This window comes from Streptomyces sp. NPDC059740 (assembly GCF_042733155.1).
Lineage (GTDB): Bacteria > Actinomycetota > Actinomycetes > Streptomycetales > Streptomycetaceae > Streptomyces.
The window spans coordinates 99,662-124,565 of the sequence record NZ_JBHWGP010000019.1 but is presented as its reverse complement, the minus strand read 5'-3'; the positions used below and the strand labels follow the sequence as shown (position 1 = coordinate 124,565).

The 24,904-nt window shown below is 75.0% G+C and carries 18 protein-coding genes and 1 pseudogene; 10 read left to right on the top strand and 9 right to left on the bottom strand.

From position 1 onward, the window contains the following. Window positions 1–131: 131 nt before the first annotated feature. Complete coding sequence (locus ACFV3R_RS21820; protein WP_385585454.1) at window positions 132–3,218, top strand: bifunctional [glutamine synthetase] adenylyltransferase/[glutamine synthetase]-adenylyl-L-tyrosine phosphorylase; 3,087 nt, start codon at window positions 132–134, stop codon at window positions 3,216–3,218. Between the two features lie 31 nt (window positions 3,219–3,249). Here the strand turns inward: ACFV3R_RS21820 and ACFV3R_RS21815 are convergent, their stop codons facing one another. From ACFV3R_RS21815 to ACFV3R_RS21805, 3 genes are all read right to left on the bottom strand, one after another. Further along, window positions 3,250–4,314 (bottom strand): phosphatase PAP2 family protein, encoded by a 1,065-nt coding sequence (locus ACFV3R_RS21815; protein ID WP_385585451.1) that lies wholly within the window; start codon window positions 4,312–4,314, stop codon window positions 3,250–3,252. 184 nt (window positions 4,315–4,498) lie between these two features. Continuing rightward, the gene (locus ACFV3R_RS21810; RefSeq protein WP_385585448.1) at window positions 4,499–5,566 is read right to left on the bottom strand and encodes a LacI family DNA-binding transcriptional regulator; all 1,068 of its coding nucleotides are present in this window, start codon (window positions 5,564–5,566) and stop codon (window positions 4,499–4,501) included. A gap of 226 nt (window positions 5,567–5,792) precedes the next feature. Continuing rightward, window positions 5,793–7,385: a glycoside hydrolase family 13 protein gene (locus tag ACFV3R_RS21805; protein ID WP_385585445.1), complete on the bottom strand. Its 1,593-nt coding sequence runs from the start codon at window positions 7,383–7,385 to the stop codon at window positions 5,793–5,795. A gap of 237 nt (window positions 7,386–7,622) precedes the next feature. Between ACFV3R_RS21805 and ACFV3R_RS21800 the strand changes: the two genes are divergently transcribed. The 4 genes and pseudogenes from ACFV3R_RS21800 to ACFV3R_RS21785 form a co-directional block, all read left to right on the top strand. Continuing rightward, window positions 7,623–8,900: an extracellular solute-binding protein gene (locus tag ACFV3R_RS21800; RefSeq protein WP_385585443.1), complete on the top strand. Its 1,278-nt coding sequence runs from the start codon at window positions 7,623–7,625 to the stop codon at window positions 8,898–8,900. Between the two features lie 98 nt (window positions 8,901–8,998). Continuing rightward, window positions 8,999–9,877, top strand: coding sequence for a carbohydrate ABC transporter permease (locus ACFV3R_RS21795; protein ID WP_385585476.1), 879 nt, complete (start codon window positions 8,999–9,001; stop codon window positions 9,875–9,877). 2 nt (window positions 9,878–9,879) lie between these two features. After that, window positions 9,880–10,746, top strand: a complete 867-nt coding sequence (locus ACFV3R_RS21790) for a sugar ABC transporter permease (protein WP_385585441.1) — start codon at window positions 9,880–9,882, stop codon at window positions 10,744–10,746. Window positions 10,747–10,924: 178 nt separating this feature from the next. Next, window positions 10,925–12,361, top strand: a pseudogene (locus ACFV3R_RS21785) (alpha-amylase family protein); the annotation flags it as partial. Between the two features lie 75 nt (window positions 12,362–12,436). Here the strand turns inward: ACFV3R_RS21785 and ACFV3R_RS21780 are convergent. The 4 genes from ACFV3R_RS21780 to ACFV3R_RS21765 all read right to left on the bottom strand — a co-directional run bounded on the left by ACFV3R_RS21780 (window position 12,437) and on the right by ACFV3R_RS21765 (window position 16,558). Next, window positions 12,437–12,961 (bottom strand): GNAT family N-acetyltransferase, encoded by a 525-nt coding sequence (locus ACFV3R_RS21780; RefSeq protein WP_385585439.1) that lies wholly within the window; start codon window positions 12,959–12,961, stop codon window positions 12,437–12,439. Between the two features lie 84 nt (window positions 12,962–13,045). Next, window positions 13,046–15,190, bottom strand: a complete 2,145-nt coding sequence (locus ACFV3R_RS21775; RefSeq protein WP_385585436.1) for a hypothetical protein — start codon at window positions 15,188–15,190, stop codon at window positions 13,046–13,048. A 136-nt stretch (window positions 15,191–15,326) separates the two neighbouring features. Next, on the bottom strand, window positions 15,327–15,575 hold the full coding sequence (locus ACFV3R_RS21770) for a DUF397 domain-containing protein (protein WP_385585433.1): 249 nt from the start codon (window positions 15,573–15,575) through the stop codon (window positions 15,327–15,329). A 227-nt stretch (window positions 15,576–15,802) separates the two neighbouring features. Then, window positions 15,803–16,558 carry a winged helix-turn-helix domain-containing protein gene (locus ACFV3R_RS21765; RefSeq protein WP_385585431.1) on the bottom strand — a complete coding sequence of 252 codons (756 nt, stop codon included), beginning with the start codon at window positions 16,556–16,558 and terminating at the stop codon, window positions 15,803–15,805. Between the two features lie 512 nt (window positions 16,559–17,070). Between ACFV3R_RS21765 and ACFV3R_RS21760 the strand changes: the two genes are divergently transcribed. Beyond that, complete coding sequence (locus tag ACFV3R_RS21760; protein WP_385585428.1) at window positions 17,071–17,970, top strand: Gfo/Idh/MocA family protein; 900 nt, start codon at window positions 17,071–17,073, stop codon at window positions 17,968–17,970. 154 nt (window positions 17,971–18,124) lie between these two features. Here ACFV3R_RS21760 and ACFV3R_RS21755 read toward each other — a convergent pair whose 3' ends face one another. Next, the gene (locus tag ACFV3R_RS21755) at window positions 18,125–19,486 is read right to left on the bottom strand and encodes an MFS transporter (protein ID WP_385585425.1); all 1,362 of its coding nucleotides are present in this window, start codon (window positions 19,484–19,486) and stop codon (window positions 18,125–18,127) included. A 238-nt stretch (window positions 19,487–19,724) separates the two neighbouring features. Between ACFV3R_RS21755 and ACFV3R_RS21750 the strand changes: the two genes are divergently transcribed. The 4 genes from ACFV3R_RS21750 (at window position 19,725) to ACFV3R_RS21735 (ending at window position 24,271) form a co-directional block, all read left to right on the top strand. Further along, window positions 19,725–21,491 carry an IlvD/Edd family dehydratase gene (locus tag ACFV3R_RS21750; RefSeq protein ID WP_385585422.1) on the top strand — a complete coding sequence of 589 codons (1,767 nt, stop codon included), beginning with the start codon at window positions 19,725–19,727 and terminating at the stop codon, window positions 21,489–21,491. Between the two features lie 286 nt (window positions 21,492–21,777). Then, entirely contained in the window at window positions 21,778–22,791 is a 1,014-nt protein-coding gene (locus ACFV3R_RS21745; RefSeq protein WP_385585419.1) for a sugar kinase, read from the top strand. Between the two features lie 119 nt (window positions 22,792–22,910). After that, on the top strand, window positions 22,911–23,531 hold the full coding sequence (locus ACFV3R_RS21740) for a bifunctional 4-hydroxy-2-oxoglutarate aldolase/2-dehydro-3-deoxy-phosphogluconate aldolase (protein ID WP_385585416.1): 621 nt from the start codon (window positions 22,911–22,913) through the stop codon (window positions 23,529–23,531). 38 nt (window positions 23,532–23,569) lie between these two features. Continuing rightward, window positions 23,570–24,271: a FadR/GntR family transcriptional regulator gene (locus tag ACFV3R_RS21735; RefSeq protein ID WP_385585412.1), complete on the top strand. Its 702-nt coding sequence runs from the start codon at window positions 23,570–23,572 to the stop codon at window positions 24,269–24,271. A 14-nt stretch (window positions 24,272–24,285) separates the two neighbouring features. Here ACFV3R_RS21735 and ACFV3R_RS21730 read toward each other — a convergent pair whose 3' ends face one another. After that, complete coding sequence (locus tag ACFV3R_RS21730) at window positions 24,286–24,900, bottom strand: TetR/AcrR family transcriptional regulator (protein ID WP_385585409.1); 615 nt, start codon at window positions 24,898–24,900, stop codon at window positions 24,286–24,288. Between the last annotated feature and the right edge of the window lie 4 nt (window positions 24,901–24,904).

Genomic DNA, 24,904 nt, shown 5'->3' with positions numbered 1-24,904 from the left:
GGTCCGCACCGCGCGCCGCCGCCGGCCGCCCCGGCCACCCGCCCGCGCCCGCCGAGCCGCCGGCCCGGGCGCCGAACAGGACGTCACCGGGGCACCACCCGCCGGGCCCCGTCCGGAAAGGCTGGACGCCAATGGCAGCACCCGCTCCCCAGGGACGGCGGAGCAGCACCTCCACCCGACTGATCCGGCACGGCTTCACCGACCCGACCGCCTCCGGGCGGCTGCTGGACGCCCCGGAACTGGCGCCGGTCGCCGAGGACTCGCTGCTGCTGGAGGCGCTCGGCGCCACCGCCGACCCCGACCTCGCCCTGCGCTCCCTGGTCCGCCTGACCGAGTCACTGGCGCCCGAGGAACGCCGGCGGCTGCTCACCACGCTGATGAGCGCCAAGCCGCTGCGCGACCGCCTGCTGGGCGTCCTCGGCGCCTCCGAGGCGTTCGGCGACCACCTGGTGCGCCACCCCGCGGACTGGGAGACCCTGGTCACCTACGAGAAGGTCGACCTGCACCCGGGCGTCACCGAGTTCGAACAGGCCCTCGCCGAAGGCATCTGGGGCCCCCGCGGCGCGGACCTGCCCCGCCCCGACGCCCTCCGCATCGCCTACCGCGGCCAGCTCCTGCACATCGCCGCCCGCGACGTGTGCGGCACCACCACCCTCGGCGAGACCGCCGCCGAACTCGCCGACCTGGCCACCGCGACCCTGCGCGCCGCCCTGGAGATCGCCGCCGAGGAACAGCCCGAGGACGCCGCCGCCTGCCGCCTGGCCGTCATCGCCATGGGCAAGTGCGGCGGCCGGGAACTCAACTACGTCTCGGACGTCGACGTCATCTTCGTCGCCGAACCCGCCGCGGCGGCGCCGGCCGGCACCGCAGACGACCCCGACGCCCACGCCCACCGCACCGCGCAGGAGGTCGAGGCCCTCCAGGCCGCCACCCGGCTGGCCTCCCGCCTGATGCGGCTGTGCTCGGACACGACCGCCGAGGGCACCATCTGGCCGGTCGACGCCAACCTCCGCCCCGAGGGCCGCAACGGCCCCCTGGTGCGCACCCTGACCAGCCACGTCGCCTACTACGAACGCTGGGCCAAGACCTGGGAGTTCCAGGCGCTCCTCAAGGCCCGCCCGGTCGCCGGCGACGAGGCCCTGGGCAAGGCGTACTGCGAGGCACTGGCCCCCATGGTCTGGCAGGTCTCCGAGCGCGAGAACTTCGTCAGCGACGTGCGCACCATGCGGCGCCGCGTCGTCGCCGGCATCCCCGCCGCCGAGGTGGAGCGCGAACTCAAGCTCGGCCCCGGCGGGCTGCGGGACGTCGAGTTCGCGGTGCAGCTCCTCCAACTCGTCCACGGCCGCGGCGACCCCACCCTGCGCAGCCCCAACACCCTCCAGGCGCTGGCCGCCCTCGCCGACGGCGGCTACGTCGGACGCAAGGACGCCGCCTCCCTCGACGCCGCCTACCGCTTCCTGCGCACCCTCGAACACCGCATCCAGCTCCACCGGTTGCGCCGCACCCACCTCATGCCCGACACCGAGGCCGACCTGCGCCGCCTGGCCCGCTCCATGGACCTGCGCACCGAGCCCGTCGCCACCCTGCGCCGCACCTGGGCCTGGCAGGCCCGCGAGGTGCGGCGGCTGCACGAGAAGCTGTTCTACCGCCCGCTGCTGGACGCCGTCGCCCACCTCGAACCCGGCGAGGCCCGGCTCTCCACCAAGGCCGCCGGGCAGCGCCTGGTCGCCCTCGGCTACGCCGACCCCGTCGGGGCGCTGCGCCACATCGAGGCGCTGGCCTCCGGGGTCAGCCGCAAGGCCGCCATCCAGCGCACCCTGCTCCCGGTGCTGCTGGGCTGGTTCGCCGACTCCGCCGACCCGGACTCGGGGCTGCTGAACTTCCGCAAGGTCTCCGACGCCCTGGGCACCTCCCCCTGGTACCTGCGGCTGCTGCGGGACGAGGGCGCCGCCGCGGAGAACCTCGCCCGTGTCCTGTCCGCCGGCCGGCTCGCCCCCGACCTGCTGCTGCGCGCCCCCGAGGCGGTGGCCCTGCTGGGCGCCCCCGACGGGCTCCGCCCCCGCGGCCGGCAGGCCCTGGAGCAGGAGGTGCTGGCCGCCGTCGGACGGGCCCGCGACGCCGAAGGGGCCGTCGCCGCGGCCCGCGGGGTGCGCCGACGCGAGCTGTTCCGCACCGCCGCCGCCGACCTCATCGACGCCTACGGCACCGAGTCCCGCCCCGCCGAGGAGGACCACGGTCCGGCCGTCGACATGATCGGGACGGCCATCACCGACATCAACGCCGCCACCATCGCCGGCGCACTGCGGGCGGCCGTCCGCGAGCTGGGCACCGGCGAGGGCGGCTGGGGCCCGGAGGAACTGCCCACCCGCTTCGCCGTCATCGGCATGGGGCGCTTCGGCGGCCAGGAGCTGAGCTACGGCTCCGACGCCGACGTCCTCTTCGTCCACGAGCCCCGGGAAGGCGCCGACGAACGCGAGGCCGCGCAGGCCGCCTTCGCCGTCGCCAACGAGATGCGCCGGCTGCTCCAGCTCCCCTCCGTCGACCCGCCGCTCACCGTCGACGCCGACTTGCGCCCAGAGGGCCGCTCCGGGCCGCTGGTGCGCACCCTGGCCAGCTACGCCGCCTACTACCGGCGCTGGTCACTGGTGTGGGAGGCGCAGGCCCTGCTGCGCGCCGAACCCGTCGCGGGCGACCCCGGCCTCGGCCGGCGCTTCCTGGACCTCGTCGACCCGCTGCGCTACCCCGAGGGCGGACTCGGCGAGGAAGCCGTCCGGGAGATCCGCCGCCTCAAGGCCCGTATGGAGTCCGAGCGGCTGCCCCGCGGCGCCGACCCGCAGACCCACACCAAACTGGGCCCCGGCGGGCTCAGCGACGTGGAGTGGACGGTCCAGCTCCTCCAACTCCGCCACGGCCACGACCACCCGGGGCTGCGCACCACCCGCACCCGGCAGGCGCTGGCCGCGGCGCGCGAGGCGGGCCTGGTGGGGGAGGACGAGGCCGCCGTCCTGGACGAGGCGTGGCTGCTGGCCACCCGGGTGCGCAACGCCGTGATGCTGGTGCGCGGCCGCCCCTCGGACACCCTGCCCAGGGAGACCAGGGAACTGGCCGCCGTCGCCCGCTACCTCGGGTACGGGGACGGGCACGTCGGCGAACTGCTCGACGAGTACCGCCGCACCACCCGCAGGGCACGCGCGGTGGTGGAGGAGCTCTTCTACTGACGCGCCCGGGTGGCGGTGCCCGGGCGTCGGGCTACCGGCGCCCGTTCCCCCTGCCCGCGGGCCGACCGGCGCCGCGTGCGGCGGGCTGTGGTGGCCGCAGGGCGGCGACGGTCGCCCCCGCCGGGCCGGCGGCCCCCGCGCAGGCGGTTCCCGAAGTCCCGCGCCGCGCCCCCGCTCGCGCCGCCACCGGCACCGCGCGCGAGGGGTGGCGCGGCAGCCGGTGCGGCAGCGCCCCGTACCAGAGGTAGGCCACGGCGGTGCCCAGCCCGAGACACAGCGCACCGCCGACCGCGTCGAGCCAGAAGTGGTTGGCGGTCGAGACGATGACGGTGAGCGTCAGCAGCGGGTACAGCAGGCCCGCCACCCGCACCCACACCGGCCGTGCCAGCAACGCCAGACACAGCCCGCACCACAGCGACCAGCCGATGTGTATCGACGGCATGGCCGCGTACTGGTTGGACATCGAGGCCAGGTTGCCCGAGGCCATCGACCCCCAGGTGTGGTGCACCACCACGGTGTCCACGAAGCGGCCGCCGGGCATCAGGCGCGGCGGGGCCAGCGGGAAGAAGTAGTAGCCGAGCAGCGCCGCGCCGGTGGTGAGGAAGAGCGCCAGCCGGGCCGGCGCGTACCGGCCCGGCTGGCGGCGGTAGAGCCAGACCAGCACCAGCACCGTCACCACGAAGTGCAGTGTGGCGTAGTAGTAGTTCATACCGATGATCAGCCATGTGACGGAGTCGGCCGCATGGTTGACGACGCGTTCCACCGCGATGCCGAGTCCGTGTTCGGTCCGCCACACCCAGTCCGCGTTGCGGAAGGCCTGCACGCGACGGGTCGGCACCGCGTTGCGGACCAGCGAGTACAGCCAGTAACTGGCGGCGATCAGAAGGATCTCGAACCACAGCCGGGGTCTGCGGGGCGGCCGCACCCCCGGGGGGCGCGGTACGGCCCGGCCGACCGCGAGAAGGCGCGCGGCGGCCGAGGAGCCGGTCTCACGCTCCTCGTCGGACGGTGAGGTGGCCGTACGGCCTTGCACAGGGGTCACGTTCGCTTTCCCATAGGCGCACAGTCTGCCAGAAAGGCATTTGTCGCCGATCATCCATCAAGTCGGTCATTCCCCGTAAAGCCGACGCTGTCGAGGGAGAGGGGTGCCCGGTGGGAGTGGAGGAAAACGCCCGGACGGGAAGGCGCGTCGCACCGCGGGACGGAGTGTCGCCGTCCCGGCGCGGCGAGTGACGGGCCGCGGGTCGGGGCCGTGCGCGGGCGGCGCGGCCCCGGCGCGGTCAGGCCCGGGGTGCGGACGCGGTGGAGCCGCGGACGACCAGTTCCGGGTGGAAGACGAACTCGCTGTGCGGCGCCGGGGTGCCGCCTATCTCCTCCAGCAGGGCGCGCACGGCGGCCTGGCCCATCGCCGGCACGGGGTGGCGGACGGTGGTCAGCGGCGGGTCGGTGAAGGCGATCAGCGGCGAGTCGTCGAACCCCACCACGGAGACCTCGTCCGGCACCGCCAGCCCTCGCCCCCGCGCGGCCCGCACAGCACCCAGCGCCATCATGTCGCTCGCACAGATCACCGCCGTGCACCCGGCGTCCAGCAGCGCCTCGGTTGCTGCCTGTCCGCCCTCCAGCGTGTACAGGGAGTGCTGCACGTGGCGCTCGGCGGTCGCGGCGTCCATGTCCAGGTGCTCGCGCATGCTCGCCAGGAAGCCCTCGATCTTCCGCTGCACGGGGACGAATCGTTTCGGCCCCAGTGCCAGCCCGATCTGCCGGTGCCCCAGCGCCACCAGGTGCGTCACGGCCAACCGCACCGCGGCCCGGTCGTCCACCGAGACGAACGGGGCCTGTACCCGGTCGGAGAAACCGTTGATGAGGACGAACGGCACGCCGCGGGCCCGCAACCGGTCGTAGCGGGCGGTGTCGGCCGTGGTGTCGGCGTGCAGGCCCGAGACGAACAGGATGCCGTCCACCCCGCGGTCCACGAGCATCTCCGTCAGCTCGTCCTCGGTGGAGCCCCCGGGCGTCTGTGTCGCCAGGACGGGCGTGAACCCCTGGCGGGTCAGCGCCTGCCCGATGACCTGGGCGAAGGCGGGAAAGATCGGGTTCTCCAACTCGGGCGTGATCAGCCCCACCAGACCGGCGCTGCGCTGCCGCAGCCGCACCGGACGCTCGTAACCGAGCACGTCGAGGGCGGCCAGCACGGTCTGCCGGGTGGCCGCCGAGACCCCCGGTCGGCCGTTGAGGACGCGGCTGACCGTCGCCTCGCTCACCCCCGCCTGCACCGCGATGTCGGCGAGGCGGGCAGGAGAAGCGGAGCGAGGGCCGGCAGGGGTGGGCCGGGTATCCGGACGCGACATGCGCACACTTCCTGTGAGTTACTCGGGCGCGCGGGTGCGCGGGCCCGCTGGGTGGCTCGGTGCCGTCCCCGGTCCTCGCCGGTCGGGCACGGACGGCCCCGCCCCACGGTACGCACTCGCGCGCGGCACCGGTGGCGGCGGCCGGAACCCGGCGGCGCGGCCGGCGGACGCCGCAAGGGCGCCCGCCGGCCACACCTGCGTCAACGCCTCGGCGGTGCGCCGGACATCACCGCCGCCACCAGGCGCAGGTGCCGGCCGGCAACCGGACCGTGCCGTCCGCCGCCTCGGCCACCGGGGCGCTGGCCAGCAGCAGCCGGCCGGGGTTCGCCAGCAGCGCCTCCTGTTCGCCGGTGTTCAGCGCGCACGCGAAACCGGGCCGGGTGAAGGCCAGTACGCCCTCCGGGGCCGGCAGCCAGGACAGTGTCCCGTCACCCAGGCCCGGCAACTCCCGCCGCAGCCGCAGGGCGCTGCGGTACATCTCCCACGTGGACCCCGGCCGGCCGCGCTGGGCGCCCACGGACAGCTCCCGCCAGTGCTCCGGCTGCGGAAGCCAGCTCGCCCCCGGGCCGAAGCCGTACGGCGCCTCCCGGCCTTCCCAGGGGATCGGCACCCGGCAGCCGTCCCGGAAGCCCTCCTGACCCTCGCCGCGGAAGAACGCCGGGTCCTGCCGCACCTCGTCGGGGAGGTCCACGACCTCCGGCAGCCCCAGTTCCTCGCCCTGGTACAGGTAGGCGGAGCCCGGTAGCGCCAGCATCAGCAGGGTCGCCGCCCGGGCCCGGTCCAGGCCGCCCAGGCGCGTGACGTGGCGGACCACGTCGTGGTTGGAGAGCACCCAGGTGGCCGGGGCGCCGACCGAGGCCGTCGCCTCGAGCGAGGAGCGGATCACCTCGCGCAGCGCCGCGGCGTCCCACGGGGCGTTGAGGAAGTGGAAGTTGAACGCCTGGTGGAGCTCGTCGGGGCGTACGTACATAGCGAGGCGCTCCGGGGTGGGTGCCCACGCCTCCGCCACACCGATGCGTTCGCCGCCGTAGGTCTCCAGCAGTGCCCGCCATGCGCGGTGGATCTCGTGCACGCCGTCCTGGTCGAAGAAGGGCAGCACCTGCGAGCCGATGAGCCGGGCCTGCTCGGTGCGGCCGATGTCGGGCAGGCCCGGGGCCTTGACCATGCCGTGCGCGACGTCCACCCGGAAGCCGTCCACCCCCAGGTCGAGCCAGAACCGCATCACCGAGGCGAACTCCTCCCGCACCTCGGGCCGGTCCCAGTCCAGGTCGGGCTGTTGCGGCGCGAACAGGTGGAGGTACCAGTCGCCCCGCTCGGTGCGGGTCCACGCCGGGCCGCCGAAAACGGACTCCCAGTCGTTGGGCGGGAGGTCGCCGCTCTCGCCGCGTCCGGGACGGAAGACGTAGCGGCTGCGGGCGAGTTCGGGGTCGCGGAACCAGGGGTGCTGGTCGGAGGTGTGGTTGGGCACGATGTCGACCAGGACCCGCAGGCCCAGTTCGTGTGCCCGGCGCACCAGGGCGTCGGCGTCGGCGAGGTCGCCGAAGAGCGGGTCCACCGCCCGGTAGTCGGCCACGTCGTACCCGCCGTCGGCCTGCGGGGAGGCGTAGAACGGCGTCAGCCAGACTGCGTCCACCCCCAGTTCGCGCAGGTACGGCAGGCGCTCCCGGACGCCGGCGAGGTCGCCCACGCCGTCGCCGTCGCTGTCCGCGAACGAACGCACGTAGACCTGGTAGATCACCGCGTCCCGCCACCACCCCCGTGCCGCGTCGGTGGTGGTCGTCTCGGGGGCGGGGGCGGTGGAGGTCAGCTCCTGGGACATCGGGTTCCTCGTCGTGGTGTGGCGGGGAGGGGGACCGTGCGGGCGACCGTCACGGGACGGAGGTGCCGACGCCGGACCCGCCCGCGACCGATAAGCCGCGACGGTGCCTGCGGTGTGCAACCACCCGACAGCCGTACTCTGCCTGCTTGCAGAAAATTGCCGCAAGGTCTTTCGCATTCTTTTCAGCGCTGTTACGTTCCTGCTCGCCAATCTCAGGCACGGGAGCGAGGAGTTGACATGCGGCGTGGCATCGTGGCCACCGCGCTGGTCGCGGGGCTGGCACTGACGGCGACAGCGTGCGGCGGGGACGGGGGCAGCGGCGGTGACAAGCGCAGCGGCGGCGAACTCTCCGGCACCGTCACGTTCTGGGACACCTCCAACGACGCGGAGAAGGGCGCCTACCGCGAGCTCGCGGAGGGGTTCGAGAAGGAGCACCCGAAGGTGCACGTCGCCTACGTCAACGTGCCCTTCGGCGACGCCAACGCCAAGTTCAAGAACGCGGCGGGCGGCAACTCCGGGGCGCCGGACGTCATGCGCACCGAAGTCGCCTGGGTCGCCGACTTCGCGCACCTGGGCTACCTCGCCCCGCTGGACGGCACCCCGGCGCTGGACGACACCGGTGACTACCTTCCGCAGGCCTACGGCTCCACCGGCTACCAGGGCAAGCACTACGCGGCCCCGCAGGTCATCGACACCCTCGGCCTCTTCTACAACAAGCGCCTGCTGAAGAAGGCGGGCGTGAAGGTGCCCACCACCTTCGAGGAGCTGAAGAAGGCCGCCCCCACCATCAAGAAGAAGACCGGCGCCACCGCCCTCTACCTGCGCGGCGACGACCCGTACTGGTTCCTGCCCTACCTCTACGGCGAGGGCGGCGACATGGTCGACGCGAAGACGAAGAAGATCGAGGTGGACGACGCGGCCGGCGCCCGCGCCTTCGGCGTCATCAAGGACCTCGTCGATTCCGGGGCGGCCGTCACCGACGCCACCGACGGCCAGGAGAACCAGCTCACCGCCCTCAAGGAGGGCAAGGTCGCCATGGCGATCGACGGACCCTGGGACATCGAGGGCGCCCGCGCCGGCAAGGAGTTCTCCGGCGCGAACAAGGAGAACCTGGGGGTCGCCCCGGTCCCCGGCGGCAGCGCCCGGCAGGCCTCCCCACAGGGCGGCTGGGACCTCTCGGTCTACGCCGGCTCGAAGAACCTCCAGGCCGCCTACGCCTTCGTGAAGTACATGAGCAGCGCCAAGGTGCAGCAGCAGACCACCGAGAAGCTGAGCCTGCTGCCCACCCGCACCTCGGCGTACCGGGCGCCCTCCGTCCGGGACGACGAGATGGTCCGCTTCTTCAAGCCCGCCGTCGCCAAGGCGGTCCAGCGTCCCTGGATCGCCGAGGGCAACAGCCTCTTCGAGCCGATCAAGGTGGAGATGAACAAGGTCCTCACCGGCGCCGCCTCCCCGAAGGACGCGGCCAAGGCCACCGGTGACGCCTACCGGAAGCTCCTCAAGGACTACAAGTGACCCTGACGGCCACCTCCGAGGCGGCGCCGCCCGCCGTCCGTCCCGCCCCGCCGGGACGGCTGCGGCGGGCGCTGGCCACCCACTGGTACGCGTGGACGATGGTGGCGCCGGTCGTCCTCGTCATCGGCGTCATCATCGGCTGGCCGCTGCTGCGGGGCCTCTACCTCTCCCTCACCGACGCCGACGAGGCCAACGTCCAACGCGACATCGGCGTCAACCACATCCCGGCCACCTACCACTTCACCGGGCTGGCGAACTACCGCACGGTCCTGACCGACGGCGTCTTCTGGGAGCGGCTGGGCTGGACGGTGCTGTGGACCGTGGCCTGCGTGACGCTGACCTTCGCCCTGGGCCTGGCCCTCGCGCTGCTCCTCAACCGCCCGCTGCGCGGCCGGACCGCCTACCGCCTCGCCCTCATCCTGCCGTGGGCGGTGCCCGCCTTCGTCTCCGTCTTCGCCTGGCGGCTGCTGTTCAACGAGAAGAACGGCATCCTCAACAAGGTGCTGTCCGGCGGCGGCATCGACGCGGTGCCCTGGCTCAACGACCCCACCTGGGCCAAGATCTCCGTCATCGCCGTGAACGTCTGGCTCGGCGTGCCGTTCATGCTGGTGGCGCTGCTCGGCGGCCTCCAGTCGCTGCCGGGGGAGTGGTACGAGGCCGCCGAGATGGACGGGGCCGGCGCCTGGCAGCGCTTCCGCCACATCACCCTGCCCGGCCTGCGCGGCGTCGCCTCCACCGTCGTCCTGCTCTCCACGATCTGGACCTTCAACATGTTCCCGGTCATCTACCTGCTGACCCGCGGCGGTCCCGGCGACGCCACCGAGATCCTGGTGACGTACGCCTACCGGCTCTCCTTCGTCGACAGCCCCCGCGACTACGCCCAGTCCGCCACCTGGGGCGTGCTGATCCTGCTGCTCCTGAGCGTCGTCGCCGTCGTCTACCGGCGGGCGCTGCGCCGCCAGGGAGAGGTGTGGTGAGCGTGACGAGCACCGGGACCACCCCCCGCCGCCGCCCGCGGCGCCGCGGCGAACGCGGCCCGCTGGCCTCCACCGGGCTGCACGCCGTCCTCCTCCTCGCCTCGGCCGTGGCGGTGCTGCCGCCGCTGTGGCTGCTGGTGACCTCCTTCAAGCCGCGCTACGAGGCCTTCACCACCAGCCTCGTGGACCACCCGACCCTCGCCAACTACGGGCACGTGCTGGGCGGCACGGAGTTCGCCACCTGGTTCCGCAACTCGCTGGTCGTCGTGGGGCTCACCACCGTCATCGGCGTGGTCATCGCCGCGACCACCGGCTACGCCGTCAGCCGCTTCCGCTTCCCCGGCATGCGCCCGCTGATGTGGCTGCTGCTGCTCACCCAGATGTTCCCGGTGGCCGTGCTCATCGTGCCGCTGTACAACCTCATGGCGAGCATGGGCCTGCTCAACCAGCCCGTCGGCCTGGTCATCACCTACCTGACCATCGCGGTGCCGTTCTGCGCCTGGATGATGAAGGGCTTCTTCGACACCATCCCCGTGGAGATCGACGAGGCGGGGCGCGTCGACGGACTCAACCCCTTCGGCACCTTCTGGCGCCTGGTGCTGCCGCTGGCCCGCCCCGGCATCGCCGTGACCGGCTTCTACACCTTCGTCACCGCCTGGGCCGAGGTCGCCTACGCCTCGGCGTTCATGACGGGAGAGGAGAACCTCACCCTCGCCGGCGGCCTGCAGACCTTCGTCAACCAGTACTCGGGCGACTGGGGTTCGATGACGGCCGCCGCGGTGCTCATCGCGGTACCGGCCATGGTCGTCTTCGGCTTCGCCCAGCGCCACCTGGTCACCGGCCTGACCGCCGGCACCACCAAGGGCTGACCGGCCGGGGGCCCGCCCCCGCCCCGGTCCGCCGCCCGACCCGCGTCCGCCTCCCCGCCGGCCGCGGGCCGGGCGGACCGCACGACACCCGCGGCGCCTCCCCCGGCCACCACCGGCCGGCGGGAGGTCCCGCCCGCCTACCCGCCCCACAGGAAGGCATGTCATGGACGCAACACGCATGTCCCGGCCCGGCACCACACCCGCCACCACCCCGACCCGCCGACCACGGACCCTGGCCGCCGGCGCCGCCGCAGTCGCCACCGTCCTGCTCACCCTCACCGGCCCCGCCGCGCCGCAGGCCAGGGCCGCCGCCCCCGGCGACCGGGACGTGACCGCCGAACTCTTCGAGTGGTCCTACGCCTCGGTCGCCCACGAGTGCACCACCACCCTCGGTCCGGCCGGCTACGGCTACGTCGAGGTCTCACCGGCCACCGAGCACATCCAGGGCCCCCAGTGGTGGACGTCCTACCAGCCCGTCAGCTACCGCATAGCCGGCCGTCTCGGTGACCGCGCCGCCTTCCAGAACATGATCGACACCTGCCACGCGGCCGGTGTGAAGGTCGTCGCCGACGCCGTCATCAACCACATGTCCGCCGGCTCCGGCACCGGAACCGGCGGCTCCAGCTACACCAAGTACACCTACCCGGGCATCTACCAGCCGCAGGACATGGACGACTGCACCAGCCAGGTCAGCGACTACACCGACCGCGCCAACGTCCAGAACTGCGAACTCGTCGGCCTCGCCGACCTCGACACCGGCGAGAGCTACGTCCGGGGCCGCCTCGCCGCCTACCTCGACGACCTGCTCTCCCTGGGCGTCGACGGCTTCCGCATCGACGCCGCCAAGCACATCCCCGCCACCGACCTGGCCGCGATCAAGAGCCGGCTGAGCAAGCCGGACGTCTACTGGAAGCAGGAGGTCATCCAGGGCGCGGGCGAGGCCGTCCAGCCCGAGGAGTACCTGAACACCGGCGACGTCCAGGAGTTCCGCTACGGCCGCGACCTCAAACGGGTCCTCACCGGCGGCGACCGGCTCGCGGTGCTGCGCAACTTCGGCGCCGACTGGGGCTACGTGCCCGGCGACAAGGCCGGCGTCTTCGTCGACAACTGGGACACCGAACGAGGCGGCTCCACCCTCAACCACTCCGACGGCGCCCTCTACACCCTGGCCAACGTGTTCATGCTGGCCTGGCCCTACGGCTCACCCGACGTCCACTCCGGCTACACCTACACCGACGTGGACGCCGGCCCGCCCAACGGCGGCACCGTGACCGCCTGCGGCCAGGACGGCTGGACCTGCGAACACGCCCAGCCCGAGATCCGCGCCATGGTCGCCCTGCACAACGCCGCCCACGGCCGGGGCGTCACCCGGTGGTGGGACAACGGGAACAACGCCATCGCCTTCGGCCGCGGCCCCGCCGCCCACGTCGTCCTCAACAACGAGGGCTCGGCGCTCACCCAAACCTTCCAGACCGACCTGCCCGCCGGCACCTACTGCGACGTGATCGGCGGCGGCACCGTCACCGTCGGCGGGGACGGTCGCTTCACCGCCACCGTCCCCGCGCACACGGCCCTCGCCGTGAACGCCGCCGCCCCCACCTGCCCCACCGCCGGGTAGGGCGGCACACCCGTCGGGCCCGGCCCCGTACGAGGGGGCGGGGCCGGGCCCGGCACGCCCGCGGCCGGAGGGTCAGCGCAGCCGCTTCTCCCGCAAGGTCACGCCGTACGGGCTGCCGCCACCGTCCCGCTTGGCGGCCTGCTCGCCGACGACGCGGTAACCGGCCGCCTCGTAGTACGCCGCCAGCCGCGGGTTGGACGTGACGTGGTCCAGCCGGCTCAGCTCCCGGCCGGCCTGAGCGATGCGCTGCTCGGCCCGCGCCAGCATCGCCCGGCCGGCACCGGCGGGGGCGTGCTCACGGTCGACCATCAGCCGGTGCACGTACCCCGCGACCGGTGCCTGCGGCCCCCAGGCCGGCAGATCCTCCCACCACAACTCCCAGGCCCCCACCACGCGCCCGTCACCGGGCGCCAGCGCCAGCCACACCTCACCCGCGGCGGCCACCCGGCGGAAGTGCGCCAGGTCCTTCCCGCCGGGAACCCACTGCGTGATGCCGTGGGCCCGCATCCAGTGCGCGGCGTCGTCGTAGAGCGCGACCACTGCCGGCAGGTCGGCTTCGACGGCGCGCCGGTGGTCCAGGGCGAGCGGGATGTCCATGGCCACAGTGTGCGACGGGCGGCACGAGGACCGGACGCCGGGTACCGGTCGGGCCCGGGGCCGTCGTGCCGCCCGCGGCAGGCCTCAGCGGAGCGCGGACAGGCCGCCGCCGCCCTTCAGCTCGCCCGTCAGCTCCGCCCGCGAACCACCCGAGGCCGGGACGGCGAGCAGCCGGGAGGAACTGTGCCCCGAGACGCCGCCGCTGACCTTGATGCTCCGCACCTCGTCGCTGCCGGCCGCCAGCAGGTACCAGCGCTTGCCCGCGCCCTTGCCCTGCCACAGCACGCCGGCCAGCACCCGCGGGGAGCGCGGACCGCAGGCCGGGGAGTCCTCGGCACGGGCCGCGACCCCGCCCGGCGTGTAGGGCTTCTCGCCGTCCAGCGGCGGCTGGAACTGGGCCATCACCCGGCTGCCGTCCCCCCGCCAGGTCGCCGCCCGGGTGCACACCCAGGTCGCCCAGTCCTCGGTGGCGGGCAGCCGCTGGGCCGCGAACGGCCAGGAGTTGACCGTGCGGACACCCCTGCTCCGCACCGCCGGCAGATGGCAGACGGTACGGGCCCAGATGGTGCGGGCCGCGTGCGAGGTCGCGTCCCCCGGGTGCGCCGGCTCGCCGTAGGTGAGGCGGGCCGGGGTGAGTTCGCCGAGGTCGGTGAGGACGTGGCCGCCCGCCAGCAGGGCAGGCCAGGAGTCGCAGGAGCGCCCGGTGGTGTCGGCGCCGGGCGCACGCAGCGCCTCGGTGACACCGCGCGAGTCCACCGCCACCCTGCCGCCGTCGTCCGAGGGCTTCGCCAGGTCCAGCCGCCGCACGTCACCGGCCCACGGCGCCGTCAGGAAGCGGACGTTCCCGTCGGCGCGGTTGACCACCAGCGCCGAGGCCGCCGCCTCGTCGGCGCCGTCGACCCGCGCGAAGTCCAGCGCCACGCCGCCCTGGTCGCCGTCGGCCGCCTCGGCGTATCGGACCACCCGGGAGCCGTCGGCGAACAGCACCACGCTCGCCCGGTCCACCACGCCCGCGAAGAGCAGCCGCGGCGGCCCGGCCGGCGGTCCGGTCGGGGTGTCCGGCGCCGCCGAGACCTGGGCGGTGGCACCGGGCCGCGCCCAGACCGCCAACGCCCGGCGCAGCAACGCCCGGTCCGAGGTCCGCTCGCCGCGCGCCGGCCACACCGAGAAGTCGCGCCGCTCGGCGTCCCGCCACCCGCCGGCCGCGGCGTGGGTCAGCTGGGCCGGGTCCAGCGCCGCCTGCGCCGCCGGGTTGCGGCTGTAGGGCGGTGCCGCGGCGCCGTCCGCCCCCCAGCCGCCGCCGGTCAGCCACAGCGCGACCCCGCCCACCGCCAGTGCCAGGCCCGCCGCGCCCGCCACCCGCAACCGCTGCCGGCGCCGCATCAGGTCGGTCGGGCGTGCCTGGAGGGAACAGGGGTCGAACTCCGCGGACTCCAGCAGCGTCCGCCCGTCGCCGGCGCCCGGCACGCTCACCGCGTCCGCCGCCGTCAGGGCCCGGTGGGGGTCCACCACCCCGGCGGCGGCCAGCACCGCGCGGGCCCCCGGCTCGTCCAGCCGCTCCAGCACCCGCAGCACATAGGCGGCGCGCGCCGGTGCCGACAGGCCCGCCAGCGCCTGGTCCACCGCCAGCTCGTCGACTCCGCCCGAGGGCGGGAACACCCGCAGCCCCCAGACCTGGGGGAGCCCCGTGGGGACCGGCGGCAGCGGCAGGCGGCGACCGAACAGGCGGGGCGCGCGGGTCTCCTCGGCCAGCGCGGCGCTGAGCACCCGCAGCCGCACCAGGGAGTACGCGGGCTGGGAGAGCCGGTGAGCGGTGCCGCGCGGGGCGGGCACGGTGGCCGGCGCGTCGAGCGGCACCGGCTTGCGGGGCAGGGCGCGCTGCACCACGGCGTGTGCCGTCAGTACCCGCCGGTGCCGGCCGAGCCGGGGCGGCAGCACCAGGTACGCCAGGCGCGCCAGCCGGGGGTAGTTCTCCACGAGGGCGGCCTCGGCCTGCGGAACGTCGACGACCGTGGCGCCCGGCCCCGGCTTCTCGCCGGAACTCCCGGCGGCGGGGTCGGGGGAGGTGGCGCGGGCCGTGGGATCGGGGGTGGGCGGGGCGGCCTCGGACGACTCGGGAGGGGCCGAGTGGTCGGCGAGGTCCGTGCGGGGGGCTGTCGGCTGCTGATCCACGGACGGTGAACGAGCGATGCCGGTGATGGTCACCTGGTTGCGGCGTCCGGCCCACACCGCCCGCACCCGGCCCGGCGCGTCCGGTGGGTTCCGGGCGTCCGGACCGCGCCGCGCGGCCCGGTCCGGGACGGTGTGCACCCTGCGGGCCGCCGGGCAGCGGGCCCACCTGGACGGCCGCCCCGGGTCAGGTGCCTCAGGCCGGCGGTGTCGCCGCGTCCAGGTCGAACTCCCCGTCCCGCGCCCCCAGCACGAAGGCCCGCCACTCGGCCTCGGTGAAGCGCAGCACCACCTCGGGGTCGGTGGAGTTGCGCATGGCGACCGCACCCTGCTCCAGGAAGGCGATCTCCACCGCCTCAGCCTCCGGGTCGCCCGGCGGACGCTGCCACTCGGCGCCGGAGATGTCCAGGGAGTACAGCCAGTCCTTCTCCTCCACGGTGCCCATCACGTGTCTCCTTGCTGCTGCTCGCTGCTGCTTGCCGTCCGGCTCCGGCCCACGGGCACGGGGCCGCACCCGTCGGCACTCTACGGGCAGCAGCCGACGACGCGCCCGTCCTCATCCCACCTCGGCCGAATGCCTTGACAGGAACGGCGTCCGGGCCCTCGTGCGAGCCGCCCGGACTACGCTCCGGCCCCCGTGGGGTCCGGCAGGGCCGCCGGGCCCGTGGGCCCTCAGCCCAGCCCGCCCGGCGGGGCGTACTTGTAGCCCACCCGCCGCACCGTGACGATCGCCCGCCGCAGCCCGGGGCCCAGCTTGCGCCGCAACCTGGCCACGTGGACGTCGACGGTACGACCGTCCCCGACGTGGCCGTACCCCCACACCGTCGCGACGAGCTGCTCGCGGGTGTGGACCCGGTGCGGGTGCTCCACCAGGTGCGCCAGCAGCTCGAACTCCAGATAGGTCAGGGACAGCGCCCGGCCGTCGACGTGGACGGTCCGGCGCTCCCGGTCCACCCGCAGCCGCAGGGCCGCCGGCGACGGTGTCCCGCCCTCGCCCTCGCTCTCACCGGAGGCCGCCACCGGCCGGGCGGCGGCTCCCTCCTGTGCGCCGGAGTAGGCCGCGGGGGCGCCGGGACGGACGGGTACGGGGCTGGGGCTGGGGGCCGGGGGCGGAGCCGGGGCCGGGGCGGCTTCGGCCACGATCGGCCGGTCGGCCGGGACCAGCACCAGGTAGCCGACCATGGCCGGCCGGCCGGCGTGTGCCGGCTGGTCGTGTTCGGGGGCGGGGTGCCAGGTGGCAGCCGGGCCGAGGAGGCCGGCCGCCACCCGTGTCTCCTCGGAGGGGATCGCCCGCAGGCGGGCCCGGCCGCGCAGCGGGGCGGAACGGACCGCGGACGGACCGTCGGTGCCGCGTCGCGCAGCGGTACCGCGGATCGGGGTGCGCCCGTCGGGGCGCAGGAGGTCGGTGGAGCCGAGGGCATCGGTCATGGGAGGGCAGCTTTCGCGCGAAGGGGCGTCGAGGACGTCGTACGCGCGGGCAGGGCTGTCGGCCACGAGGTGGGGCGCCCCTCGGATGGTCGCCACGAGGAGGCGAGGGGCAGGTGGTCAGCCGGCGAGCGGGCCCGCGCTCAGTGCGCGGCGCAACACAGCCGGTCGTAGTGGTGAGCCTGCCGAGAGGGCCAGAACGGCTCCAGGTCACTGCGACCCGTCGCGCTGTCGAGGATGCCGACCATGCCGCCATTGAACCAGACCCGTGGCGCCGCGTCAGCCCTCCCCCCGGCTCTTCACCGGCCGGCGCCGGGGCAACCGGCCGCCGACTCCCGGCCGTTCACCGAGCCGGACGGCGTACCGGGAGCGGGCCGGGACGGTGGCGGGGAAGGGGCGCGACGTGCGGGCGGGATGCGGGGGAGCCGCGGGTGCTGCCCCCTGCGGCGGGGCTCGGCCCTGCCGCCGTCCCGAGGACCACCGCGTTCGGCAGGTCGCCCCCCAGACTGGGGACCATGACCACACCACCCCCCCTCCGCATCGGACTGCTCGGCACCGGCCCCTGGGCGCGGCGCGTCCACGCGCCGGCCCTCGCCTCCCATCCCGACACCGTGTTCACCGGCGTCTGGGGCCGCCGTCCGGCGGTGGCCGAGGAACTGGCGGCCCGGCACGGGGTCCGCGTCCACGAACGCCCCGAGGACCTGTTCGAGGCCGTCGACGCCGTGGCCCTCGCGCTGCCGCCCGCCGTCCAGGCCGACCTCGCGGTACGCGCCGCCGAGGCCGGCTGCCACCTGCTGCTGGACAAACCGGTCGCCACCGACGTCGCCCAGGCGCGGAAGCTGGTCGAGGCGACCGAGGAGAACGGTGTCGCCGGTGTCGTCTTCTTCACCGTGCGCTTCGGCGCGGGGGAGGGCGACTGGGTGACCGAACAAGCCGCGAAGGGCGGGTGGTTCACCGCCCACGCGGACTGGCTGGGCTCGGTCTTCGGCGTCGACAGCGACAGTCCGTACGCCGAGTCGGCCTGGCGGCGGGAGAAGGGCGCACTGTGGGACACCGGCCCGCACGCACTGTCCGTGCTGCTGCCCGTGCTGGGCGAGGTCGAGCGGGTCACGGCCGTACGCGGCCCGGGGGACACCGTCCTGCTCTCCCTGGGGCACCGCTCGGGGGCCGCCAGCAGCCTCACGCTGAGCCTGACGGCACCGCAGGCCGGCTCCGGAGTGGGCGTCACCCTCCGGGGCGCCGCGGGCGTCACCTCCCTGCCCGTCCGCCAGGACCCGCCCGAGACGGCCTACCACCGCGCCCTGGACGCCCTGCTGACCGCGGCCCGGGGCGGCCCGCCACACCCCTGCGACGTGCGGTTCGGTGCGCAGGTCACCGAGGTGCTGGCCCGGGCCCAGGCGGCACTGGAGGGCTGAGAGAAGAGCGGCCGGGTGGGGCGCAGGCTGAGTGCGGCAAGGAGGGCGGCCGGCAGTCGGTGCGGAGTGTGCGGCCGTTCCGGGCGCAGGCCGCGGCCGGTGCCCGGTGCGCCCGCCGCAGGCGTGTCGGACTGGCCGCGGGGCGCCCGCCCCCTCACCCCGCCTCCCGCACCGTCCCGCCCGGCGCCCTATCCCCGCCCGGCGCCCCGTCCCCGCGCGGCCCGTCGGCGGCCGGGGCTGCCCGCTTCCGGACCGCCCGCCCCTCGACCGCCCGCCGTACGCCGAAGGTGCCGGCGACCGCGACGGCCATCGCGGCCACCAGGAACCACAGCCCCGTGGTGGAGCTGCCCGTCCGGTCCACGATCACGCCGATGCCCAGGGGGCCGAACCCGCCGCCGAGGTTGCCCACCGCGTTGATCAGGGCGATGGCGGAGGCGGCCTGGAGGCCGGTCAGGAAGCGGGTGGGGAGGGTCCACAGCACGGGCTGGCCCGCGTAGATCCCCAGGGCCGCGAGGCTGATCAGGGCCATCTGCGCCACGTGGTCGGTCACCAGCGCGCTCGCGGCCAGCCCCACCGCGCCGAGCGCCGCCGTCACCCCGATCCACAGGTAGCGGGCGCCGGAGCGGTCGGCCAGGCGCGGGACGACGTACAGCCCGACCGCCACGAAGAGGTAGGGGACGGCGGTGACCAGGCCGGTCTGGGCGCTGCTGAGCCCGCCGAAGCCGTCGACGATGGTGGGCAGCCAGAAGCTCAGTCCGTACGCGCCCAGAGGGAAGCACAGGTAGAAGAGGGAGAGCAGGACCACCCGCCGGTCGCGCAGGGCGCGGAGCGGGCTGCCGTGCCCGGCGCCCACCGCCTCGGCCTCGGCGCCGAGTTCGGCGGCCAGCCAGCCGCGTCCGGCCTCGTCGAGCCAGCCGACCCGCTCCGGCCCGTCGGGCAGCACCCGGAGGGTGACGAGGGCCAGTGCGACGGCCGGGGCCCCCGTCACCAGGAAGATCCACTGCCAGCCGTGCAGGCCGAGCGCCCCGTCGAGTCCGCCCACGGCTCCCATCACGGGGTTGCCGACGAGGAACGCCAGGGGCTGCGACAGCATGAAGGCGCCCACCACCCGGGCCCGGTAGCGGTAGGGGTACCACTTCGTCAGGTAGTAGAGGATGCCCGGGTAGAAGCCCGCCTCGGCGACCCCCAGCGCGAAGCGTGCCAGGTAGAACTCGGTGCTGCCGGAGACCAGCGCGCTGAGCATGGTGACCGCGCCCCAGCCGAGCATGATCCGGGTGAACCAGCGCCGCGCCCCGAAGCGCTCCAGCCACACGTTGCCCGGCACCTCGAAGACCGCGTAGGCGACGAAGAAGGCGACCTGCCCGACGGTGAACGCGGCGTTGGACAGGCCCAGTTGGTGCTGGAGGGTGAGCTTGGCGAACCCCACGTTCGAGCGGTCGACGTAGGCGACCAGGTAGAGCAGGACCAGGAACGGCATCAGCCGCCAGGTCACCGCCCTCATCACCGTGCGTTCCATCAGGCGGCTCCCTTGCCTCCCGGCCGCCGGTCGTTCCGGCGGCCCTTCCTGCGGGCCCGCCCCGCCTGCGGCGCCGGTCCCGTCGGCGCCGTCCGGGGGTGGACAGGGAGAGAAACTAACGTGATGTGATAGCACCATTGAAGGGTCGAGCGGAAGAAGTTCCGTCCCGCCCGGTGACCGGCCCGGCCCGCGACCCCGCCCGGCACACCCGGTGCCGGCGCCGACGAGAGGAGCCCCCATGGCCGCCACCCCCTCCGAGCCCGCCCACCGGCCCGAGTCCGCGGCGGCCGGCCGCCCGCTGCGCAGCCGGGCCTGGTTCGGCGAGGGCGGCAAGAACGGCTTCATCGCCCGCCACCACCTGCGGGCCATGGGGCGCGGGGGGCACAACTTCGACGGCCGCCCGGTGATCGGGATCTGCAACTCCTACTCCGAACTCACCCCCTGCAACGGCCACCTCCGGCTCATCGCCGAGGCCGTGAAACGGGGTGTGCTCCAGGCCGGTGGCTTCCCCCTGGAGTTCCCCAGCATGTCGCTGGGGGAACCCTTCCTGCGCCCCACCTCGATGCTCTACCGCAACCTCGCCGCGATGGAGATCGAGGAGCAGATCCGCGCCAACCCCCTGGACGCCGTCGTCCTGCTCACCGGCTGCGACAAGACGACGCCCGCAGCGCTCATGGGGGCGGCCAGCGCCGGCGTCCCCGCGATCGTCTTCACCGGCGGTCCCATGCTCAACGGCCGGTTCCGGGGCCGGGCGGTCGGCTCGGGCACCGACATCTGGCGCATGACCGAGGAACTGCGTGCCGGGACGGTCAGCCAGGAGGAGTTCACCGAGTTCGAGTCCTCCCTCAACCGCTCCGCCGGCCACTGCATGACGATGGGCACCGCCTCCACCATGGCCTGCCTCGCCGAGACCCTCGGCATGATGCTGCCCGGTGCCTCGGGGCTGCCCGCAGTGGACGCCCGCCGCGGCACCCTCGCCGAGGAGACCGGCGCCCGGGCCGTCGCGCTCGCCGGCAGCGACCTCACCCCGCAGCGGATCATGACCCGTGCCGCCTTCGAGAACGCCCTGAAGGTCAACGCCGCCATCGGCGGCTCCACCAACGCCGTCGTCCACCTCCTGGCGATCGCCGGCCGGGTCGGCGTCCCCCTGGACCTGGCCGACTTCGACCGGCTCGGCGCCGAACTCCCGCTGCTGGTGGACCTGATGCCCTCCGGCCGGTTCCTGATGGAGGAGTTCGCCTACGCCGGCGGCCTGCCCGCCCTCCTGCACCGGCTCCGCGACCACCTGCGCCACGACACCGTGACCGTCACCGGCCGCAGCCTCTCCGAGAACTGCCGGGGCGCCGAGGTCCACGACGACGAGGTCATCCGGCCGCTGGACAACCCCGTCCTGCCCGCCGGCAGCGGCACCGCGGTACTGCGCGGCAACCTCGCCCCCGACGGCGCCGTCTTCAAGCCGTCCGCCGCCCAGCCGGACCTGCACACCCACACCGGGCCCGCCCTCGTCTTCGACTCGCTTGAGGACTACCTCGCCGTCCACGAGGACCCCGACCTGGACGTCACCGCCGAGACCGTCCTCGTCGTCCGCGGCACCGGGCCGAAGGGCTACCCGGGCATGCCGGAGGTCGGCAACCTCGCCCTGCCCAAGAAACTGCTGGACGCCGGGGTGCGCGACATGGTCCGGGTCTCCGACGCCCGGATGTCCGGCACCGCCTTCGGCGCCTGCGTCCTGCACGTGGCCCCCGAGGCCGCGGTGGGCGGGCCCCTCGCCCTGGTCCGCACCGGCGACCGCATCCGGCTCGACGTCCCCGGCCGCCGCCTCGACGTCCTGCTCGACGACGCCGAACTGGAACGCCGCCGGGCCGGCTGGCAGCCGCCCGCCCCGCACACCGACCGCGGCTGGACCCGGCTGTACACCGAGCACGTCACCCAGGCCGACTCCGGAGCCGACCTCGACTTCCTCGTCGGCTCCAGCGACTCGGCGCCGCCTCGGCAGGCCTTCTGAGGGCCGAGGGCGACGGCAGGACCGCCCCCGGCCCCTTCGCGCCGCCTCAGCAGGGGGTGGCCCGGCCCGCCCCGAGCCCCCAAGAAGCCCGGCGCGGGCCGCCCCGGCTTCGGCCCGCGGACACCGTCGTGGCCGGTCAGCCGCCTGGTGGACCAGACCCCTCCCCCGCCGGGCCGGCAGGGGCTACCTATGCTCGACCGGTCGCCCGCCGAGGCCGCGGACCCGTCCCCGGCCGTCTCGCGGGCACCGCCCACCCCTCACCCGTCGACGCGCGAGGAGCCGCCCGATGACCGAGCCCCCCACCCCGGACCGCACGCCCGCCCCCACCCGAGGACCCGAGGTCGTCCTGTGCGGCGAGGCGATGCTCCTGATGGTGGCGGAGCCGGGGGTGCCGCTCCAGCACGCCGTCTCCTTCCGCCGCTCCGTGGCCGGCGCCGAGACCAACGTCGCCACCGGCCTCGCCCGCCTCGGGCACGCCGTGCGCTGGCTCGGCCGCCTCGGCGACGACCCCGCCGGCCGCGCCGTCCTGGCCCAGGTGCGTGCCGAGGGCGTGGACACCTCCCACGTGGTCCTCGACGCCGAGGCCCCCACCGGTCTGCTGCTGCGCGACTCCCACCCCGCCCGCGCCATCGACGTGCAGTACCACCGCGCCGGGTCCGCCGCCTCCCGCCTCGCGCCGGAGGAGGTCAGCGCCGAAGCCCTGCGCGGCGCCCGGCTGCTCCACCTCACCGGCATCACCCCGATGCTCTCGGAGACCTCCCGGCGCGCGACCGAGCGGCTGCTGGACCTGGCCCGGGAGAGCGGCGTCCGCGTCAGCCTCGACCCCAACGTCCGCCACAAGCTGGGCTCGCCGCAGCGGTGGCGGGAGGTCGTCGGGCCGCTGCTGGACCGCGCCGACCTCGTCCTGGCCGGCACGGACGAACTGGACCTGCTGGCCGGGGAGCGGGCCGGCGCCGACACGCACGCCGCGCGGCTGCTGGCGGCCGGCGTCGACACCGTCGTCGTCAAGCACCCCGACAAGTCCGCGACCTGTCACACCGCCACCTCCCGCACCGCCCAGCCGGCCTTCACCGTGCCGCTGACCGACCCCGTGGGCGCGGGCGACGCCTTCGCCGCCGGGTTCCTCTCCGGCCGGCTGCGCGGCGCCGACGACCAGAGCTGCCTCGCCCAGGGGGCGGCGGTCGCCGCGCTCGTCGTGGGGTGCGTCACCGACACCGACGGGCTGCCCGACCGCACTGCGCTGGAGCGGGCCCTCGCCGGTCTCACCGCCGACGGCGGAGCCGAGACCGTGCACCGCTGAGCCACCGGCACCCGACGGGGTGGGCACAGCCCGCCACCCCCTACCCCCGTACCCCCTCCCACCACCAGCACCGCCCGCCGGGCCGCCCCACCGGAGCCCGGCCGAGAAACGGAGTCCCCGTGTACCGCTGGCAGCTCATGGAAGCCGTCACCGCCCAGCGCGTCTTCGGCATCGTCCGCAAGCCCACCGCGAGGGAAGCGGTCGCCGCCGCCCACGCCGTCCTCGACGCCGGGCTCGAAGCCGTGGAGGTCGCCCTGACCACCCCCGGCGCCCGCACCGCCCTCGCCGAGCTGACCCGGGAGCGGCCCGCCGCCCTGGTCGGCGCCGGTACCGTGCTGGACGCGGCGGCGGCCCGCGAGGCCGTCGAGGCCGGGGCCCGCTTCCTGGTCTCGCCCAGCCTCCACCCCGAGGTCATCCGCACCGGACACCGCTACGGCGTGCCCGTCATCCCGGGCGTGACCACTCCCACCGAGATGGTCCGGGCCCTGGAGGAGGGCGCCGACGCGCTCAAGCTCTTCCCCGCCACCACGGCCACCCCCGGCTGGCTGCGCGACGTCCGGGCGGCCCTGCCGCAGGCGCCGGTCATCCCCACCGGAGGTGTGACAATCGACAGCGCGCCGGAGTGGATCGCGGCGGGCGCCGTCGCCTGCGGCATGGGCTCCGCCCTCACCTCGGGCGGCGTCCAGGAGGCGGGGGAGCGGGTCACCGCGCTGCTGACCGCCCTCGCGCAGGCCCGCTGAGCCCCGGCCGGCCGCGAGCGGAAGGAACCGGGAGAGACGTGGAACTGCAGGGCCTGCACGGACAGGTGGTCGACCGGATCGGCGCCGCACTCGTCGCCGACACCGCCAGCGCCGGCACCGTGCTGCGGCTGGAGGACGTCCAGGAGCGGTACGGCGTCTCCCGCACGGTCGCCCGCGAGGCCGTCCGTGTCCTGGAGTCCAAGCGTGCCGTCACCAGCCGCCCCCGCGTCGGCATCACCGTCCGCCCGCTGGAGCGCTGGAACCTCTACGACCCGCAGGTGATCCGCTGGCGGCTGGCCTCGCCCGGACGCGAGGAGCAACTGCGGGAACTGGCCGAACTGCGGGCCGCCGTGGAACCCGCCGCGGCCGGCCTCGCCGCGGTCTGCGCCCCCGAGGCGGCCCGCGGCGAACTGCTCCGGCTGGCCGAGGAGATGCGGCAGGCCGCGGACGAGGAGGACCGGGACCGCTTCATCGACGCCGACTCCGTCTTCCACCGCACCCTGCTGGCCGCCTCCGGCAACGCCATGTTCGCCCAGCTCGCCGAGGTCACCGAGGAACTGCTGGTCTCCCGCGGTGAGTTGGCGCTGATGCCGGAGCACATCGACATGACCGCGGTGGCCGCACACCGGGCCGTGGCCGAGGCGGTGGCGGCGGGCCGGAGCGCCGACGCCGCCGCGCGTGCCCACACCGTCGTCGCCCGAGCCCGCGGCGAGGTCGAGCGGATCCTGGACGTGCCCTGAGGGGCGTTCCCCGATCAGTCCCCGGCCGCCGGCTCCTGCGGCGGGCCGGGGCTCAGGACCCTGGCGGTGAAGTCCGCCAGCTGCGCGCGCATCCTCGCGCGCGGCACACGCCCCGGTCCGGCCAGGTGCTCGACGAGGTCGGCCCGGGTGGCGGCGAGCAGGGCGTGGGCGGTGAAGCAGCTGTCGGCCTCCCGGCCGGGGATCTGCTCCAGTACGCCCTGGAGCAGGCCGTGCCACCGCTCGTAGTGCTCCGCCTGATAAGGGCTGCTGCCGCTTCCGCTCTCCTCCAGGGCCAGCGCGAGGCGGCGGTTGTCGAGTTTGAAGCACAGGACGGCGTCGAGCAGGGCGGGCACGCGCTGGTGCGGCGGGGTGCCGGGCCCCAGTGGCGGCGGGCCGGACGCGATCGCCTCCCTGACTGGTTCGAGCCGCGCCTCGTACAGCGCGCGCAGCAGCCCGGGGCGGTCGCCGAAGGCCCGGAAGAGCGAGCCCTTGCCGACGCCGGCCTCCGCCGCGACCTCGGCCATGGTGACCCCTTCGGGGCTCCCACTGCGGGCGAAGAGGGCGTCGGCAGCCGCGAGGAGGGCCTCCCGGTTGCGGGCGGCGTCCTTGCGGGGCTTGCGCTCGGCCATGCCG

Excerpts from the sequence above, each read along its gene's own strand:
- ACFV3R_RS21755 (WP_385585425.1), bottom strand. The coding sequence starts at position 19,486 with ATGGAACGCACGGTGATGAGGGCGGTGACCTGGCGGCTGATGCCGTTC.
- ACFV3R_RS21765 (WP_385585431.1), bottom strand. The coding sequence starts at position 16,558 with ATGACCGATGCCCTCGGCTCCACCGACCTCCTGCGCCCCGACGGGCGC.
- ACFV3R_RS21805 (WP_385585445.1), bottom strand. The coding sequence starts at position 7,385 with ATGTCCCAGGAGCTGACCTCCACCGCCCCCGCCCCCGAGACGACCACC.
- ACFV3R_RS21745 (WP_385585419.1), top strand. The coding sequence starts at position 21,778 with ATGACCGAGCCCCCCACCCCGGACCGCACGCCCGCCCCCACCCGAGGA.
- ACFV3R_RS21730 (WP_385585409.1), bottom strand. The coding sequence starts at position 24,900 with ATGGCCGAGCGCAAGCCCCGCAAGGACGCCGCCCGCAACCGGGAGGCC.
- ACFV3R_RS21820 (WP_385585454.1), top strand. The coding sequence starts at position 132 with ATGGCAGCACCCGCTCCCCAGGGACGGCGGAGCAGCACCTCCACCCGA.
- ACFV3R_RS21750 (WP_385585422.1), top strand. The coding sequence starts at position 19,725 with ATGGCCGCCACCCCCTCCGAGCCCGCCCACCGGCCCGAGTCCGCGGCG.
- ACFV3R_RS21810 (WP_385585448.1), bottom strand. The coding sequence starts at position 5,566 with ATGTCGCGTCCGGATACCCGGCCCACCCCTGCCGGCCCTCGCTCCGCT.
- ACFV3R_RS21795 (WP_385585476.1), top strand. The coding sequence starts at position 8,999 with ATGGTGGCGCCGGTCGTCCTCGTCATCGGCGTCATCATCGGCTGGCCG.
- ACFV3R_RS21780 (WP_385585439.1), bottom strand. The coding sequence starts at position 12,961 with ATGGACATCCCGCTCGCCCTGGACCACCGGCGCGCCGTCGAAGCCGAC.
- ACFV3R_RS21815 (WP_385585451.1), bottom strand. The coding sequence starts at position 4,314 with ATGATCGGCGACAAATGCCTTTCTGGCAGACTGTGCGCCTATGGGAAA.
- ACFV3R_RS21760 (WP_385585428.1), top strand. The coding sequence starts at position 17,071 with ATGACCACACCACCCCCCCTCCGCATCGGACTGCTCGGCACCGGCCCC.
- ACFV3R_RS21770 (WP_385585433.1), bottom strand. The coding sequence starts at position 15,575 with ATGGGCACCGTGGAGGAGAAGGACTGGCTGTACTCCCTGGACATCTCC.
- ACFV3R_RS21800 (WP_385585443.1), top strand. The coding sequence starts at position 7,623 with ATGCGGCGTGGCATCGTGGCCACCGCGCTGGTCGCGGGGCTGGCACTG.